We start from the raw sequence: 16,834 nt of genomic DNA on the forward strand, positions 1-16,834 counted from the left end.
ACGGCGGGGGCCACAAGGGTCGTCGTGGCGCGGCGGACGGCGGAAATCGGGTCGGCCCGTGCAACGGGTGCGCCGCCGCGGGGAACGGTGGGGTGGCCAATCCCGCGCAGTGAAGGAGCGCTACCTGTGACCGAGACCGCGAACAAGGGTGCCGACGGGCACGACGACCGGCCGCACCTCACCAACCGGCAGGGCCATCCCGTCTACGACAACCAGAACCAGCGCACGGTCGGCGCGCGGGGCCCCGCGACTCTGGAGAACTACCAGTTCCTGGAGAAGATCAGCCACTTCGACCGGGAGCGGATCCCGGAGCGCGTCGTCCACGCGCGCGGCGTCACCACGTACGGCTACTTCGAGGCCTACGGCAAGTGGGGCGACGAACCGATCGGCCGGTACACCCGGGCCGGGCTGTTCCAGGAGGCGGGCAGGCGGACGGACGTCGCCGTTCGCTTCTCCACCGTGATCGGCGGCCGGGACTCCTCCGAGGCGGCCCGGGACCCCCGGGGCTTCGCCGTGAAGTTCTACACCGAGGAGGGCAACTGGGACCTGGTCGGCAACAACCTGGGCGTCTTCTTCATCCGCGACGCCATCAAGTTCCCCGACGTGATCCACGCGCTCAAGCCCGACCCGGTGAGCCACGAGCAGAAGCCGGCCCGGATCTTCGACTTCATGTCGCAGACCCCGGAGAGCATGCACATGCTGGTGAACCTCTTCAGCCCCCGGGGCATCCCGGCCGACTACCGCCATATGCAGGGCTTCGGCGTCAACACCTACAAGTGGGTGAACGCGGAGGGCGACACCGTCCTGGTCAAGTACCACTGGCTGCCCAAGCAGGGGGTCAGCAGCATGACCGAGGAGGACGCGGCCAACGTCCAGGCCGGCGATCTGGGACATGCCACCAAGGACCTGTACGAGGCCATCGGACGCGGTGACCACCCCGAGTGGGAACTCGTCGTGCAGATGATGTCCGACGACGACCACCCCGAGCTGGACTTCGATCCGCTGGACGACACCAAGACCTGGCCCGAGCAGGACTTCCCGCCGAAGCCGGTGGGGCGCATGGTCCTCGACCGGGTCCCGGACAACTACTTCGCCGAGAACGAGCAGGCGTCCTTCGGCACGGGTGTCCTCGTGGACGGGCTGGACTTCTCGGACGACAAGATGCTGGTCGGCCGGACGTTCTCCTACAGCGACACACAGCGCTACCGGGTCGGTCCGAACTACCTGCAGCTGCCGGTCAACCAGGCCAAGCACGCCCATGTCGCCACCAACCAGCGCGACGGACAGATGGCCTACGACAACGGTCACGGCGGCGAGAACCCTGAGGTCAACTACGAGCCGTCGATCACGGGCGGGCTGAGGGAGTACACCTACCCCACCCACGACGAGCAGGGCCCGGTGATCGAGGGCCGGCTCACCCGGGCCCGGATCCCCCGCACCAACGACTACCTCCAGGCGGGCCAGCGCTTCCAGCTGATGGAGAAGTGGGAGCAGGACGACCTGGTCAAGAACTTCACCGACCTGTTCGCCCAGTGCGCGCGCCCGGTCCAGGAGCGGATGGTCTGGCACTGCCTGATGGCCGACAACGACCTGGGGCTGCGGGTCGGCGAGGGCATCGGCATCAGCGCCTCCGACGTCGCCCACCTCCCGCCGCTGGCCACGCAGAACCTCAGCGACGAGGAGAAGAAGCGGCTCGCGCGTCTCGGCGGCAACCCGCCCCGGGACGTCACCGGGCTCACCATGACGCACTGCGTCCCCAACAAGCGCCACGTGGTGGAGCGCTGACCCTCCGGCCGCCGGTCACGGGCGAAGCGGGCACCCCGGGCACCGGATCCGCACCCGGTCCGGCGGCCGTCCGCGGAGGTGGCGGCCCGGGGCGCCCGGTCACCGGTACGCCCAAGTGGCCGACCCGCAGAAGCTGTGTGAGGGCTGAGGGATGGATCGTCTGACCGCTCGCCGTCCGTCCTGGCGGTGGGCCCCGCCCGCGCTGATCGCCGTCGCGGCGTGCATCGACGTGACGACCCCGGCCGTCTACACGGCCGCGCCGCTGGTCGCGGCGGCGTGTGTGCTGGCCGGCACGATGCTGAGCCTCCGGGGCGCCATGGGCACCGGGGTGCTCGCCCTGGTCCTGACCGTCCTGCTGGAGTGGGACTCGGGGCGGCTGGCCGACGCCCTCGGCTGGACGGAGGTCGTCAACGTCGTCCTGGCCGTCGCGCTCGGCGTCGACGTGAACCTGATGCTGGAACACCGCGACCGGCGCGTCGCCGCCGCTCGGTCGGTGGCCGCGGCCATGCAGCGCGCGGTGCTGCCGGCCCCGCCCAGGGAGATCGGACCGGTGCGGGTGGCGGCCCGCTACGAGGCGGCCGACGCGGAGGCGAGGATCGGAGGCGACGCCTACGCCATCCAGGACACGCCGTACGGCGTACGGGTCCTGATCGGTGACGTCCGGGGTAAGGGGGTCGAGGCCGTCTCCACCACCGCCACGCTGATCGGCGCGTTCCGCGAGGCGGCCCACTACGTCCCCGACATCGGCGAGCTCGCGGCCCGTCTGGAGGACTCCCTCGAACGCGAGAGCGTCCAGCACGACGACGACCGGCGCACCGAGGAGTTCACCACGGCGCTCCTCGCCGAGATCGACCACGGCTGCCGCGGCCTGCGGGTCGTCAACCGGGGCCACCCGGAGCCCTATCTGATCCGCGACGGCCGCATCACCGCGCTGCCCCCGACCACCCCTGACCTGCCGCTGGGCATGGGGCACCTCAGCGACGTCCGGGCGCGGCCGGACGTCGTCCCCCTCTCCCCCGGTGACGTCGTGCTGTTCGTCACCGACGGCGTCACGGAGGCGCGCACCCCGGACGGCGTGTTCTACGACCCCGGGAGCGACCCGCGCCTCGCGGCAGGGGAACCCGTCACCCCCGACACGGTGCTCGCCGCCCTGGAGGACGCCGTGCACCGCTGGACGGGCGGCCCGCGCGACGACGACATGGCCACTCTCGCCCTCACCCCGCGGTGCCCCGGGCCGCCGGCGCGGGACGGCCGGGCAGACCGGCCCGTACGGGGCAATAGTTGAGGGACAGGCGCAAGATCTCCGCGAAGGAAGCGAGCGAGGACACATGACTGTGCACCCGACTCCCGGCAAACGCATCGTGGTCACGGGGGCCACCGGCAACGTGGGGACGAGCGTGGTCCGCGCGCTGGCCCGGGACCCCGAGGTCGGCTCCGTCCTGGGGCTGGCGCGCAGGCGCCCCGATCTGCGGATCGAGGGGGTGGAATGGGACACCGTGGACCTGTCGCGGCCGGACTGTGAGGACCGGCTCGCGACGCTGCTCTCCGGTGCCGACGCGGTCGTGCATCTCGCGTGGCGCTTCCAGCCCACCCACGATCCGGTGGTCACCTGGCGGAGCAACGTGCTCGGCTCCCTGCGCCTCTTCGAGGCGGTGGCCGCCGCGGGCGTTCCGGCGCTCGTCCACGCCTCGTCCGTCGGCGCGTACTCCCCGGGCCCCAAGACGGAGCCGGGGGTCGACGAGGGATGGCCGACCCACGGCTGGCCGGACGCGGCGTACTGCCGTGAGAAGGCGTACCTGGAGCGGGTGCTCGACAGCTTCGAGCTGCGGCATCCGCAGATCCGGGTGGTGCGGCTGAGGCCCGGCTTCCTGTTCAAGGAGACGGCGGCACCCGAGCAGCGCCGGATCTTCGCCGGCCGGTACGTCCCCGGGAACCTGCTGAGGCCCGATCTGCTGCCCTTCGTACCGGACCTGGAGGGGCTCCGGTTCCAGGTGCTGCACACCGACGACGCGGCCGAGGCGTACCGGCTCGCGGTGCTCAGGGATGTCCGGGGTCCCTTCAACCTGGCGACGGACACGGTGACCGACGCCCGGGAGCTGGCCGACCTGCTCGGCGCCCGCATCGTCCGCGTGCCCCGGGCCGTGGTGCGTACGGCTCTGTCCGCCGCCTGGCGCGCCCACGCCGTACCGGCCTCTCCGCACCTGTTCGACGCCGTCCTGCGGCTGCCGGTCCTCGACTCGGCCAGGGCCCGCGAGGAGCTCGGCTGGGAGCCGGTCCACACGGCGGCCGAGGCGCTCACCGCCTTCCTGCGGGGCGTGCGCCGGGGCGAGGGCGAGGACACCGAGCCGCTGGCCGGGAAGCGGCTGGGATGACCTGGCGCCGCACCGTCGCGAGGAGGCGGGGATGAGCGCGGCGAAGGCGTACGAGGGGGCTCAGGCGTATCTCCCCGTCCGTGGCGGGATCGCGGCGCTGCGCCGGGCTGCGGCCGGCTGCCACGGCTGCCCGTTGTACGCGGACGCCACACAGACCGTGTTCGGCACGGGGCCGGTTCCGGCCCGCGCGCTGCTGGTCGGGGAACAGCCCGGTGACCAGGAGGACCGGTCGGGCGAGCCGTTCGTCGGGCCGGCCGGAGGGCTGCTGCGCAGGGCGCTGGCCGCGGCCGGCGTCGACGACCGGGACGTCTACCTGACCAACGCGGTCAAGCACTTCAAGTTCGCGCCCGTCGCGGAGGGCCGCAGACGCCGGATCCACAAGGCGCCGGACCTCCGCGAGCTCGCGGCCTGCCGCCCGTGGCTGGCCGCGGAGCTGCGCCGGGTGGATCCGGAGCTGGTGGTGGCACTCGGGGCGACGGCCGGCAAGTCCGTGCTGGGCAACGCGTTCAAGGTGTCCGAGTCCCGTGGGGCGCTGCTCTCGCTTCCGCCGGATGAGGACCTTCCCCTCACCGCGGGGGAAGAGCGTCCCGGGGGCCGCCGGTTTCTCGCCACGGTGCACCCCTCGGCGGTGCTCCGGGCCCGGGACCGGGACGAGGCGTTCGACGGCCTGGTGTCCGACCTGCGCGTGGCCGCCCGCTTCCTCGGCTGAGCGGCCGGGATGCGGGCGGCCACGGGGCCGGACGCGCTACTGCCGGCAGAGGCAGAACGGATGGCCGGCCGGGTCCGCGTACACCCGGAAGCCCCGCTCGCCGCCGCGGTCGTCGAGGTCCAGCGGCGTCGCCCCGAGGGCCAGGACCTCCTCCTGGGCCCGGTCGATGTCGGTCACGTCGAAGTCCAGGTGGGCCTGCTGGGAGTCGTGATCGCCTTGCGGCCACGCGGGCGGCCGGTGGTCCGGCGCTTCCTGGAAGGCGATGCGGGCTCCACCGGGCACCCGGAGTTCGTACCAGCGGTCCGATGTGTTGCTGACCTCGCCGCCCAGCACCGACCGGTAGAAACCGGCCAGTGCCTGGGGATCGGGGCAGTCGAGGGCGACGAGGCTGTAGGTCGCGATGGGCATGTGCGGTCCTTCTTTCCGCCGATCGGTCACGCCGAAGGGCCGCGCGCAGGTGTCGCGGTCCCACGGCAGGGTACGCAAGAGGTACGAAGCTTTATCCGTTAACGCCCTGGAAGGAGACGATATGTCCAATCCGCAACAGCCCGAGCTACGACGCAGCGGAAAGGGTGGCGCGACGCCCCAGGAGAGCGGAGCCCACAAGGCGGCGGAGCCGAAGTCCTGGCAGGGGAAGGGTGGCCGTGCCCACGGGAGCGACCGGGGCGGCAAGGGCGGCGGGCGCCCGCCGGAGCAGGCGCCCGACCACCCCTGAGCCACCGGGGCCCGCGACGGGGCGGCCCTGGCCTCCGGCTCAGTCGTCGTCCCTCGCGGTGTCCTCCTGGGCCCGGGGACTGGGGCTGATCGCGTCCCCTTCCAGCGGCTCCTCCTCGCCGGCCGTCGACGGGACGGGGCGGCGGGCGGCGCGCTCGGCCTCCTCCGTGACCTCCTCCAGCCCGGTCTCGTCCTCGCGGCGTCCGGTGTGCTTGCGTGATGCCATCGGTCTGCTCCTCATCGGTTGTCGTCGGCGGCCGGCCCCGGGTTCAGGGCCGGCGCCAGTCGTGGGACGTCAGGTGCGACCCGGCCTGCGGGCCCATGCGGAGCATCCCGCCGTCCACGGCCCAGGACGCCCCGGTCGTGTACGACGCCTCGGGCCCCGCCAGGAAGGCCACGACGGCGGCCACCTCACGGGCGTCGCCGGGCCGGCCGAGCGGGATGCCGGGCCGCTCGGTGCTGTACACGTCGGCGTCCTCCTGCCCGGTCATCGGGGTGGCGATCTCCCCGGGCGCCACGGAGTTCACCGTGATCCCGTATTCGGACAGCTCCAGGGCCATGACCTGGGTCAGCATGCCCAGACCGCCCTTCGCGGCGCAGTACGGCGCGGCGCCGACCCTCGGCTGGTGCTCGTGCACCGAGGTGACGTTGACGATGCGCCCTCCGCCGCCCTGGGCGATCATGCGGCGCGCCGCGCGCTGCGAGCAGAGGAACGGCCCCACCAGATCGACGTCGAGCACCTGCCGGACCGTCGCGTGGTCGAGGTCGAGGAACCGGGTCGCCGTTCCCGTGCCGGCGCAGTTCACCAGGACGTCCACCCGGCCCAGTTCCTCGGCGAGGGTGTCCACCGCGCCGGCGGCGCCGGGCGGATCGGTGAGGTCCAGCCGTGCCGACGCTGTACGGCGGCCGGCGTCCCGGACCTCACGGACCGTGGCTTCGGCGCCCTCGCGGTCGCGGTGCCAGGTGACGCCGATGTCCATGCCCTGCTGCGCCAGTCTCACGGCCACGGCGCGGCCGATGCCGGAATCGGCGCCTGTCACCAGTGCGACGGGCGCCACCGGTCGGATCTCCTCGGTCATCGTTCCTCCCTGTGCCGGATGCGTCGCCGGGACGGTGGACCGGCGCCCACGGCCCCGGCTACCCCCATTACCGGGCAGCAGGCGTCGGCGCGCCAACGCGCGGTCAGGTATGCCGGGGGTCCGCGCCCGACCGGTCGTCGGACGGGGTCAGATCGTCGAGCAGGGCCTGGGAGGCGGCCACCAGGCTGCCCACGGAGGCCCGGGCGTCCGGGTCGGTGTCCGGCTGGCGGCCCTTCATCCGGACGTGTGCCTCCCGGGCCCGCCCCAGGTGCTCGTGGCGGCGGGCCGTCAGCTCGTCGTCGTACCCGTGCTCCATGGCCTGCTGGTCGACCAGGCAGACCTCCGCCGCGGCGACGAGCAGGACGCCCAGCTCGGCGAGTGCCTCCCCGGGCGGCCTCGGCAGCCGCCGCCAGTCGGACGCCGCTTCGCTCAGGGCGAGCGAGAGTGTCAGGAGCCGGTCGCTGACCTGGGTCCACACGGTGTCCCAGTCGTCCGACGGGGCGGCCGGGACCCGGCGGCGCAGGCGGTGCCCCGGGTTGAAGCGGGCGCTCTCGGAGGACCAGGCCCGCGCGGTACGCAGCTCCGACAGCGCTCTGTACAGCCCGCCCGCGGCCTCGTACCACTCCGCCGCACGCGCCTGCGAGTAGTCGTCGCCCACGCCCTCCCCCATGCGGCGCAGGAGGCGGGCGCAGTCACCGGGCAGCGAGCACGCCAGCCGGGTGACCTGGAGCGAGTGGACCGGCGGCAGGACGAGCGCGTTCACGGTGACGCCGACCGCGGCCCCCACGAGCGTCTCCAGGAGGCGGTGTCCGACGGCGATGGGCGAGTACGACCCGTAGGCCAGGACGAACAGCGCGGTGGTGGGAGCGTACAGCCCCTGTTCGCCGACGGGCGCCCAGTTACCGAGGAGGACGGCCACCGGCAGCGCGATGAGCATGGCCGTCATCGTGTTCCCGGTGAGGGCGGCCGACCCGGCGGCGAGCAGGGTCCCCGACGCGATCATCGACAGCAGCTCGACGCCGGTGCGCATCGACCGGTAGACGGTCCCCTGCACCAGGGCGACAGCCGCCCACGGCGCCATCAGGGCCATGGGCGCCGCCAGCCACCAGCCCGTCACCGCCCACGCCAGGGCCGCGGCAGCCGCGGCCTTGAGCGACTGCACCACCAGATAGCGGTCGGGCTTGCGCACCACCCAGGCCAGGCGGTCCGGCCACAGCCTCACCGGGGGCGGCCGGGGGTGGTGGCCGGGGGCCGGCGACGGGAGGGCGGGGCAGCCATGGGTCACTCCTCGACGGGTGGTGCTCTGAATGCAGAGAACACCTGTACCCGGCCGCATATGACACAAACGCCGCACCCGGAGCACGGGCCCCCGCCCTCCCCCGGGCGCTCCGACCAGGGCCGGACCGCCCGCGTACGCCTCGGCGTCACCGTGTCAGACCGCCTCCCGGGCGCCGGCGAAGGCACCGCGGGCGAAAGCCAGTTCGGCGAAGCGTTCACCGATACGGCGGTGGGCGGCGGCGTCCGGGTGGAGCTCGTCGGGGAGCGGCAGTTCGGCGTAGTCCGCCTCGCCGTACAGCTCGCGGCCGTCGAGGTGGTACAGGTTCGGGTCGTCGACGGCACGCCGCTGGACGAGGGCGGCCAGTTCGTCCCGGATGACGGTGAGCGTCAGCTTTCCGGCCGCCCGCTCCGCGGGGTCGCCCATGGCGCGGAACCGGAGCCGTCCCTCGGCCACGTCGCTGAAGTCCGGACCGCTCGGGCCGGGGGTGTCCTCGTGGATGGGGCAGAGCAGGGGCGAGACCACCAGGAGGGGGGCGGTGGGGTGCCCTTCACGGATGGTGTCGAGGAAGCCGTGGACGGCGGGGCCGAAGGCCCGCAGCCGCATCAGGTCGGCGTTGACCACGTTGATGCCCAGCTTCACGCTGATCAGGTCGGCCGGGGTGTCGCGCAGGGTGCGGGCGGTGAACGGGTCGAGCAGGGCACCGCCGCCCAGACCCAGGTTGATCAGTTCCACACCGCCGAGGGACGCGGCCAGGGCCGGCCAGGTGCTGGTGGGACCGGCCGCGTCGGAGCCGTGGCTGATCGAACTGCCGTGGTGCAGCCACACCTTGCGGCCCGGGTCGGCGGCGGGTTCGACAGAGGCGTCGGTCCGCAGGGCGACCAGCTCCGTGGTCTCGTTGTGCGGCAGCCAGATCTCGATGTCCTTGGGACGGTCCGACAGCCCGGCGAAGCGGAGGGTGCCGGGCGGGCCGGGCGCCCACTCGGTGGTCCCGGTGGTCATGTCGACGGTCAGGGTGTTGCCGCCGGTCACGGTGGCCCGGCCGGCCGGGCGGCCGTCGACGAGCAGTTCGTAGACGCCGTCGGGCCGGGGCGGTGCGCCCACGTACGCCCGCTTGGTGGGCAGGGTGTCCAGCTCGACGACGGTGGCCCGGGTACGGAAGGCGAGCCGTACACCCGCGGGCTGGGACTCGGCCATGGCCAGCTGCGGGTCGGCGCACTGGGCGCGGGCCCAGGCCGGCAGCCGGTGCGGCAGCAGCCCGTGCTCGGTGTGCTCCACGTCGACGACGCCGCGCAGGAGGGACGCCGTGACGGGGGTGGTGATCCAGCTGTGTTCGGTACGCATGCCTCAACCTGTCGTTCGGAGTGGGTACGTGGGGCCGGCTCCGGGCTCGGCCGACCGGGGGCGGGTCGCGGCCTCGGTCAGTTCGCGGGCCAGTTCCGCAGCAGCGCGTCGAGGGAGTCCAGGATCCGGTTCCAGGTCTCCTGGCTGTCGGGGGCGCTGTGGTCGAAGCCGCCGCCCAGCTCCAGGGTGACGTAGCCGTGGAAGACGCTGCCCAGCAGCCGGACGGCGTGGGTCTGGTCCGGCTCCGTCAGGTCGTAGCCCCGAAGGATCGCCCGTGTCATCCGGGCGTGCCGGACTCCGGCGCTGGCGGCGGCCGTCGACGGGTCGAGCCGCAACTGGGCCGCCGCGTAGCGGCCGGGGTGCTCGCGGGCGTAGTCGCGGTAGACGTTGCCGAGGGCGGACAGGGCGTCCTTGCCCGCGCGCCCGGCCAGCGCGTCGTCGCCCCGGTCGGCGAGCTCCTCCAGCGCCAGCAGGGCGATGCCCGTCCTGAGGTCGTGGGAGCTCTTGACGTGGGAGTACAGACTCGCCACCTTGACGCCGAAGTGCCGCGCCACCGCCGAGACGGTCACCTGGTCGAAGCCGGCCTCGTCGGCCAGCTCCGCACCCGCTCGGACCACACGTTCGGTGGTCAGCCCTGCCCGCGCCACGGTCTCTCCCTCGTTCGACGGGCTCCAGTGTGCATTTACCTAAAGGCTTTAGGCAAATCAGAGAGAGGTTAAGGCGCGGGTGGTGCTCAGCCGACCCTGATACCGATGATGCAGGTGTCGTCGTCCGTGTCCGACTCGCTGTGGGTGAGCAGCCGGTCCAGTCGCCGTTCGAGGGTGGGGGCCGGTGCGCCCGCGGTGGCGAGGAGCTGGGTGAGGGAGTCCTGGACGCTGGTGTCCCTGCGCTCGATGAGCCCGTCGGTGTACATCAGCAGGGTGTCGGACGCCTCGAGCTGGATCTCCTCCTCCTGGTAGTCGGCCTCGGCGAGGGCGCCGAGCAGCAGTCCCTGGAGCAGCGGCAGCGTGGTGGCCTCCTCGCCCCGCACCAGGACCGGCGGAAGGTGCCCCGCCCTGGCCCAGCGCAGGACGCGGGTCTCCGGGTCGAACAGGCCGCAGACCGCCGTCGCGGTGACCTGTTCGGTGAGGTGGTGGGCGACGATGTTCAGCCAGGACAGCAGCTGGCCGGGGCCGGCGCCGGTGATGGCGAGGCCGCGCATGGCGTTGCGCAGCACGACCATGCCCGTGGCCGCCTTGATGCCGTGGCCCGCGATGTCACCGACACACAGCAGGATCTGCTTGGAGGGCAGTACGACGGCGTCGTACCAGTCGCCGCCGACCTGGGCCTCCGACTCCGCCGGCCGGTAGCGGACGGCGACGTCCAGACCGGGCGCGTCGAGCGGGGCCTGGGTCGGCGGCATGATGGCGTGCTGGAGCTGGAGGGTCAGCCGGTTGCGTTCGGCGGACTCCTGCTCCGAGTGCGCGAGCTGGTCGCGGGTGGCGGCCAGGGCGACCTCGGTCCAGTGCTGCGAGGAGATGTCCTGGTAGGCGCCGCGGACGGCGAGCAGCCGGTCGTCCGCGTCCAGCACCGGTTCGGCGATGACCCGGATGTGGCGGGTCACTCCGTCGGGACGCATCAGCCGGAAGGCGGTCGAGGCGGGCTGGCGGTGGTGGAGCACGGCACGCAGGAAGCGGCCGATGGCCACGGCGTCGTCCGGGTGGGCGTGGCCGGTGAGGTCCTGGAGGGAGACCGGCGGCTCGGTGGCGGCCCGCCCGTACAGGGAGAAGAGCGGCCCGTTCCAGGTGATCCCGCCGGTGACGAGGTTCTCCTCGAACCCGCCGATGCGGCCGAGGCGCTGCGCGTGCTGGAGCAGGCTGGCGAGCCGGGCCGTCTCGTCCTCGATGCGCCAGATCAGCAGCACGCTGCCGTGGTGGCGGGTGATGCTGAGGTCGGCGACGGACGAGAGGGGCACCTCGTCCACGAGGGCGGTCAGGGTCATCCGCCGGGCACGGAAGGGCTCCCCGGTGGCGTAGACGCGTTCGGTCTTCTCGAAGAGTTCGCTGTCGCCGGCGGCCATCGGGTAGGCCTCCAGCAGCAGGGCGCCGCTGACGGCACCGCGCGGCCGCCCGGCCGGGTCCAGGAAGTGGCTGTTGGCGTGCCGGATCCGGAAGTCGACGAGGGTGCCCTCGGCGTCGAGGTGCGGTGTGAGCACGAGGGCCGGGTCGTACAGCCCCTCGGACAGGTCCACCAGCTCCGCGAGGTCCGCCGCCTCCCCGCCGCCCGGGTGCCGCGCGTCGGCGGCCGGGAGGCTTTCGAGGGTGTGGGCGCACAGCTCGGCCAGCGCCTCGATCTGGCGGAGTACGGCCGACGGCTGCTCGGGCAGCCGCTGCGGCCAGCAGATCTCCAGGACGCCGTACATCCTCCCGCCGGTGCCGGCGGGCAGCGCGATCCGGCCGCCGTCCGGGGTCTGCCGGTGCCCGACGGAGGGGATGCCGGCCTCGGCGAGGGAGGCGATCCGGACCATGCGCAGATCGCTGAGCGCGTGCCGGGCCACGGTCGCCACGCCGGGCGGGACGTAGCGCCAGCGGTCCGCCTCGTCGGCGCTGAATCCGGCGTGTCCGCACAGGGCGAGGGAGGCGTCCGTCCCGGCCGCCCAGACGGCGACGGCCGTGGCACCGAGCGGCGCGAGCGCGTGTTCCAGCAGGGATTCGGCGACGGCCTGGGTGTCGCTCGCGGCGAGCGCGGCGCACTCGGCGGTACGCAGGCGTACGGCGACGGAGCTGTCGCCGCTCCCGCCCTCGTCGCCGGGGGCGGCGTTCGCCTGCCGTACGAAGTCGTCCGCCACCTGGGCGACCTGGTCACGGGCGGCCTGGTTGACGATGTCCGCGGCGAGTTCGAGCGGCGACAGCTGGGCCCGGGCCGCGAGTTCGGTGAGCTGGCGGGCGGCCTGGGCCGGTCCGCAGCGCAGCCGCTCGATCATGACGCCCTTGGCCAGCTCGACCAGGGCGCGCCCGTCGGCCTCGGCCTGTGCGGCCCTGACCTCGGCCCGCAGCCGCTTCACCGTGGCGGCCAGCCGCCCGACGCCTGATGTGGACGGGGATCCGCCCGTTTCGAGCTCCGGCTCGGCGGGGCCGGCCGGGCGGGGCAGTCCGGTGGTGCCCTCGCCGATGGCTTCGCGGGTCACGACACCACCGGCGCTTCGTCGGACCGCCGGCCCAGCCACCGGCGTACGCAGGCGATCAGGTCGTCGGCGTCCAGCGGCTTGGTGACGTAGTCGCTGGCTCCGGCCGCGAGGCTCTTCTCCCGGTCACCGGGCATCGCCTTGGCGGTGACGCTGACGATGGGCAGGGTGGCGTGGGCGGGCACCTCGCGGATCTTCATCGTCGCGGTGTATCCGTCCATCTCCGGCATCATCACGTCCATCAGGATCAGGTCGATGCCGGGGTGCTCCCGGAGCGCCTCGATCCCCTCGATGCCGTTCTCCGCGTGCAGGACGTTGATGCCGTGGAGCTCCAGGATGCCGCTGAGCGCGTAGAGGTTGCGGGCGTCGTCGTCGACGACGAGCACCGTGCGGCCGTGCAGGCTGTCGTCTATCGCCGGCGGGGCCTGCGGGTGGATCTCCTCGCCGCGCACCAGGGGCACCACGGCTCCGGGCTGCTCGGCCGACAGGTGCAGCGCGATGCGTTCGCGCAGTTCGTCCAGGCTGGAGAGGAGCTCCAGCGGGCGGACACGGCCCCGGGACTGCAGCGCCTGCTCGTGCGCGGCGTCCATACGGCGGTTGTTGTGGGCGAGCACGGGAACGGTCTTCAGTGCGCGGTCGCCGTCCATGGCGTCCAGGAAGCGTGCCGCCCCGTCGTCGGTCATGTCGAGTTCGAGGACCACGCAGTGGAACGGTGCGGCGGCCAGCGCGCTCGCGGCGTCCTGCGGGCCGACCGCGGTGATCACCTCGATGTCCTCGCGGTCGTGGCTGCCGGTGAGTTCGGCGACCGCGCTCTCGGCGACGAGGGAGAGCAGCCCGCGCGGACGCTCCTCGATCACCAGCAGCCGGCGCGGTTTGCGCGGCTCCGGGTCCGCCGGACCGCTCGGCCGGCGGGTGTCGGAGGGCTCGGCGGCGGCCGGGGAGTCCGCGGCGGAGACCTCGGGCGACGGAGCGGCCTGGTCCTGGAAGTCCGCCCGGGCGACGGGCAGGTACAGGGTGAACGTGCTGCCCCGGCCGGGCGTGCTCCGGGCGGTCAGGGCGCCGCCGAGGAGATGCGCGATCTCCCGGCTGATGGACAGGCCCAGGCCGGTGCCCCCGTACTTGCGGCTGGTCGTGCCGTCCGCCTGCTGGAACGCACCGAAGATCGTCTCCAGCTGCTGTTCGGCGATCCCGATCCCGGTGTCCTTCACCCGGAAGGCCACGACGCCGCCGCCGCGGTGCACGGAGTCGGGGAGCTCGTGGTCGGCCGCCGGTTCGATGCGCAGCTCGACGCTGCCGCGCTCGGTGAACTTGACCGCGTTGGAGATCAGGTTCCGCAGGACCTGGCGCAGCCGCGAGTCGTCGGTCAGCAGGTCGACCGGCACGCCGGGAGCGGTGCTGATGGTGAAGGTGAGGCTCTTCTGCGTGGTCATCGGCCGGAACGTGGCCTCGACGTAGTCGAGGAGCTGGCGCAGCGTGAAGCGTTCCGGGTTGAGGTCCATCTTCCCGGCCTCGACCTTCGACAGGTCGAGGATGTCGTTGATCAGCTGGAGCAGGTCGCTGCCCGCGGAGTGGATGATGCCGGCGTACTCGACCTGCTTGACGGTGAGGTTGCGGGTCGGGTTCTGGGCGAGCAACTGGGCCAGGATGAGGAGGCTGTTGAGCGGGGTACGCAGTTCGTGGCTCATGTTGGCCAGGAACTCCGACTTGTAGGTCGAGGCCAGCGAGAGCTGCTGGGCGCGCTCCTCCAGCTCCTGGCGTGCCTGCTCGATCTCCAGGTTCTTCGCCTCGATGTCGCTGTTCTGGGCCGCCAGCAGGGCCGCCTTCTCCTCCAGCTCCGCGTTGGACCGCTGCAGCTCGTCCTGCTGCACCTGGAGTTCCTCCGAGCGGGACTGGAGTTCACCGGTGAGGCGCTGCGACTCGCCGAGGAGTTCGTCGGTGCGGGCGTTGGCGACGATGGTGTTGACGTTGACGCCCACCATCTCCATGAGCTGTTCGAGGAAGTCGCGGTGGATGGGGGTGAAGGCGGTGAACGAAGCGAGCTCGATGACGCCGAGCACCTGGTCGTCGACGACGACGGGCAGCACGATCAGGCTGCCCGGGGTCATCGGGCCGAGACCCGAGGAGATGCTGATGTAGTCACCGGGTACGCCGTCGGCCGCGATGGTGCGGCGGCTGCGGGCGGCCTGGCCGACGAGCGACTCCCCCATCTTGAAACGGTCGTGGCCGTTGCCGCCGGCCGGGCGGCCGTAGGAGCCCACGATGCGCAGCTCGGTGCCCTCGGGTGTCTCCTCGGCGAGGTAGAACGCGCCGTACTGGGCGGCGACCAGCGGGGTGAGCTCCTCCATGACCAGTGCGCCGACGAGCTCCAGGTCGCGGTGGCCCTGCATCAGCCCGGAGACCCGGGCGAGGTTGGACTTCAGCCAGTCCTGTTCCTGGTTGGCCCGGGTCGTCTCGCGCAGCGATCCGACCATCGAGTTGATGTTGTCCTTCAGCTCGGCTACCTCGCCGGACGCGTCGACGGTGATCGACCGGGTCAGATCGCCCTCGGCCACCGCGCTGGCGACCTCGGCGATGGCCCGCACCTGACGGGTGAGGTTCCCGGCGAGTTCGTTGACGTTCTCGGTGAGCCGCTTCCAGGTGCCCGACACGCCCTCGACCTCGGCCTGTCCGCCGAGCCGGCCCTCGCTGCCGACCTCGCGGGCGACGCGGGTCACCTCCGCGGCGAAGGAGGACAGCTGGTCGACCATCGTGTTGATGGTCGTCTTCAGCTCCAGGATCTCGCCGCGCGCGTCGACGTCGATCTTCTTGGAGAGGTCGCCGTTGGCGACGGCGGTGGTGACGAGGGCGATGTTGCGGACCTGTCCGGTCAGGTTGTTCGCCATCGAGTTGACGTTGTCGGTGAGGTCCTTCCAGGTACCCGCGACGTTCGGTACCCGGGCCTGTCCGCCGAGGCGGCCCTCGGTGCCGACCTCGCGGGCGACCCGGGTCACCTCGTCCGCGAAGGCGGAGAGGGTGTCCACCATGGTGTTGATGACCTCGGCCAGGGCTGCGATCTCGCCCTCGGCGTCCACGGTGATCTTCCGCGACAGGTCGCCGCGGGCCACCGCGGTGGCCACCTGGGCGATGGACCGCACCTGTCCGGTCAGGTTGGACGCCATCACGTTGACGTTGTCGGTGAGGTCCTTCCACGTCCCGGAGGCACCCCGGACGGTGGCCTGGCCGCCGAGCTTGCCCTCGGTGCCGACCTCGCGGGCGACCCGGGTCACCTCGTCGGCGAACGCGGACAACTGGTCGACCATCGTGTTGATGGTCTCCTTCAGCTCCAGGATCTCGCCCCGGGCCGTGACGGCGATCTTCTGGGAGAGGTCGCCCTGGGCCACGGCGGTCGCCACCTGGGCGATGGACCGCACCTGTGCCGTGAGGTTGCCGGCCATGAAGTTCACGGAGTCGGTCAGGTCACGCCAGGTGCCCGACACACCCTTCACGTCCGCCTGGCCGCCGAGGATGCCCTCGGTGCCGACGTCCCGGGCCATGCGGGTCACCTCGTCCGCGAAGGACGAGAGCTGGTCGACCATCGTGTTGATGGTGTCCTTGAGCTCCAGGATCTCGCCCCGGGCGGTGACCGTGATCTTCTGCGAGAGGTCGCCCTGGGCCACGGCCGTGGTCACCTGGGCGATGTTGCGGACCTGGTCGGTGAGGTTGCCGGCCATGAAGTTCACGGAGTCGGTCAGATCGCGCCAGGTGCCCGACACACCCTTCACGTCCGCCTGGCCGCCGAGGTTGCCCTCGGTGCCGACCTCGCGGGCGACCCGGGTCACCTCGTCGGCGAACGCGGACAGCTGGTCGACCATCGTGTTGATGGTCTTCTTCAGTTCGAGGATCTCGCCCCGGGCGTCGACGTCGATCTTCTGCGAGAGGTCGCCCCTGGCCACCGCGGTGGCCACGTGCGCGATGTCGCGGACCTGTGTGGTCAGGTTGCCCGCCATGGCGTTGACCGAGTCGGTCAGGTCGGCCCAGGTCCCCGAGACGCCCGGTACGTCGGCCTGACCGCCCAGGGTGCCCTCGGTGCCGACCTCGCGGGCGACCCGGGTCACCTCGGAGGTGAACAGGGAGAGCTGGTCGACCATGCCGTTGAAGACGGTGGCGATCTCGCCGAGCAGGCCCTCGGCCTCGTCCGGCAGACGCGTACCGAAGTCCCCGTCGCGTACCGCCGTGAGCCCCGCCAGCAACTGCCGTAGCTCCGGCTCCCCCACCTTGCCCGTCCTGCGCGTGCGTTGCACAGGACGCGGGTTCTCAGCTGTCGTCGTCTCCGCCATGGCCAATCCTCAGTAGGCTCCCCGGCAGCCGCCGGAAGACGGCATGCCCCGACGGCCCGCACCGCGGACCGTCCCC

13 protein-coding genes are annotated in these 16,834 nt (G+C 72.5%); 5 read left to right on the forward strand and 8 right to left on the reverse strand.

Annotated features, from left to right (window positions below; translation table 11 throughout):
• Positions 1-126: 126 nt before the first annotated feature.
• The 4 genes from SACTE_RS02030 to SACTE_RS02045 all read left to right on the forward strand — a co-directional run bounded on the left by SACTE_RS02030 (position 127) and on the right by SACTE_RS02045 (position 4,866).
• Positions 127-1,785, forward strand: coding sequence for a catalase (locus tag SACTE_RS02030; RefSeq protein WP_014044358.1), 1,659 nt, complete (start codon positions 127-129; stop codon positions 1,783-1,785).
• A gap of 151 nt (positions 1,786-1,936) precedes the next feature.
• Entirely contained in the window at positions 1,937-3,070 is a 1,134-nt protein-coding gene (locus SACTE_RS02035; protein ID WP_014044359.1) for a PP2C family protein-serine/threonine phosphatase, read from the forward strand.
• A 43-nt stretch (positions 3,071-3,113) separates the two neighbouring features.
• Positions 3,114-4,157, forward strand: a complete 1,044-nt coding sequence (locus SACTE_RS02040; protein ID WP_014044360.1) for an SDR family oxidoreductase — start codon at positions 3,114-3,116, stop codon at positions 4,155-4,157.
• A 31-nt stretch (positions 4,158-4,188) separates the two neighbouring features.
• Positions 4,189-4,866 (forward strand): UdgX family uracil-DNA binding protein, encoded by a 678-nt coding sequence (locus SACTE_RS02045; protein ID WP_014044361.1) that lies wholly within the window; start codon positions 4,189-4,191, stop codon positions 4,864-4,866.
• A gap of 36 nt (positions 4,867-4,902) precedes the next feature.
• On the opposite strand, the gene SACTE_RS02050 is transcribed toward SACTE_RS02045, so the two are convergent.
• Positions 4,903-5,274 (reverse strand): VOC family protein, encoded by a 372-nt coding sequence (locus tag SACTE_RS02050; RefSeq protein ID WP_014044362.1) that lies wholly within the window; start codon positions 5,272-5,274, stop codon positions 4,903-4,905.
• A 121-nt stretch (positions 5,275-5,395) separates the two neighbouring features.
• Here SACTE_RS02050 and SACTE_RS32805 point away from each other — a divergent pair, with 121 nt between their 5' ends.
• The gene (locus tag SACTE_RS32805; RefSeq protein WP_014044363.1) at positions 5,396-5,581 is read left to right on the forward strand and encodes a hypothetical protein; all 186 of its coding nucleotides are present in this window, start codon (positions 5,396-5,398) and stop codon (positions 5,579-5,581) included.
• A gap of 39 nt (positions 5,582-5,620) precedes the next feature.
• On the opposite strand, the gene SACTE_RS02055 is transcribed toward SACTE_RS32805, so the two are convergent.
• From SACTE_RS02055 to SACTE_RS02085, 7 genes are all read right to left on the reverse strand, one after another.
• Positions 5,621-5,806, reverse strand: coding sequence for a hypothetical protein (locus SACTE_RS02055; RefSeq protein ID WP_014044364.1), 186 nt, complete (start codon positions 5,804-5,806; stop codon positions 5,621-5,623).
• Positions 5,807-5,849: 43 nt separating this feature from the next.
• The gene (locus SACTE_RS02060) at positions 5,850-6,659 is read right to left on the reverse strand and encodes an SDR family oxidoreductase (protein WP_014044365.1); all 810 of its coding nucleotides are present in this window, start codon (positions 6,657-6,659) and stop codon (positions 5,850-5,852) included.
• Positions 6,660-6,762: 103 nt separating this feature from the next.
• Positions 6,763-7,851 carry an FUSC family protein gene (locus tag SACTE_RS02065; protein WP_226995141.1) on the reverse strand — a complete coding sequence of 363 codons (1,089 nt, stop codon included), beginning with the start codon at positions 7,849-7,851 and terminating at the stop codon, positions 6,763-6,765.
• A 240-nt stretch (positions 7,852-8,091) separates the two neighbouring features.
• A complete protein-coding gene (locus SACTE_RS02070; RefSeq protein WP_014044367.1) occupies positions 8,092-9,279 on the reverse strand; it encodes an SGNH/GDSL hydrolase family protein in 1,188 nt (395 codons plus the stop codon).
• A gap of 77 nt (positions 9,280-9,356) precedes the next feature.
• Positions 9,357-9,926, reverse strand: coding sequence for a TetR/AcrR family transcriptional regulator (locus tag SACTE_RS02075; RefSeq protein WP_014044368.1), 570 nt, complete (start codon positions 9,924-9,926; stop codon positions 9,357-9,359).
• Between the two features lie 86 nt (positions 9,927-10,012).
• Positions 10,013-12,445 (reverse strand): SpoIIE family protein phosphatase, encoded by a 2,433-nt coding sequence (locus tag SACTE_RS02080; RefSeq protein ID WP_014044369.1) that lies wholly within the window; start codon positions 12,443-12,445, stop codon positions 10,013-10,015.
• On the reverse strand, positions 12,442-16,758 hold the full coding sequence (locus tag SACTE_RS02085) for a HAMP domain-containing protein (RefSeq protein WP_014044370.1): 4,317 nt from the start codon (positions 16,756-16,758) through the stop codon (positions 12,442-12,444). Before SACTE_RS02085 ends, SACTE_RS02080 begins: the two co-directional genes overlap by 4 nt.
• Positions 16,759-16,834: the final 76 nt, after the last annotated feature.

Source organism: Streptomyces sp. SirexAA-E (assembly GCF_000177195.2).
Classification (GTDB): Bacteria; Actinomycetota; Actinomycetes; order Streptomycetales; family Streptomycetaceae; genus Streptomyces; species Streptomyces flavovirens.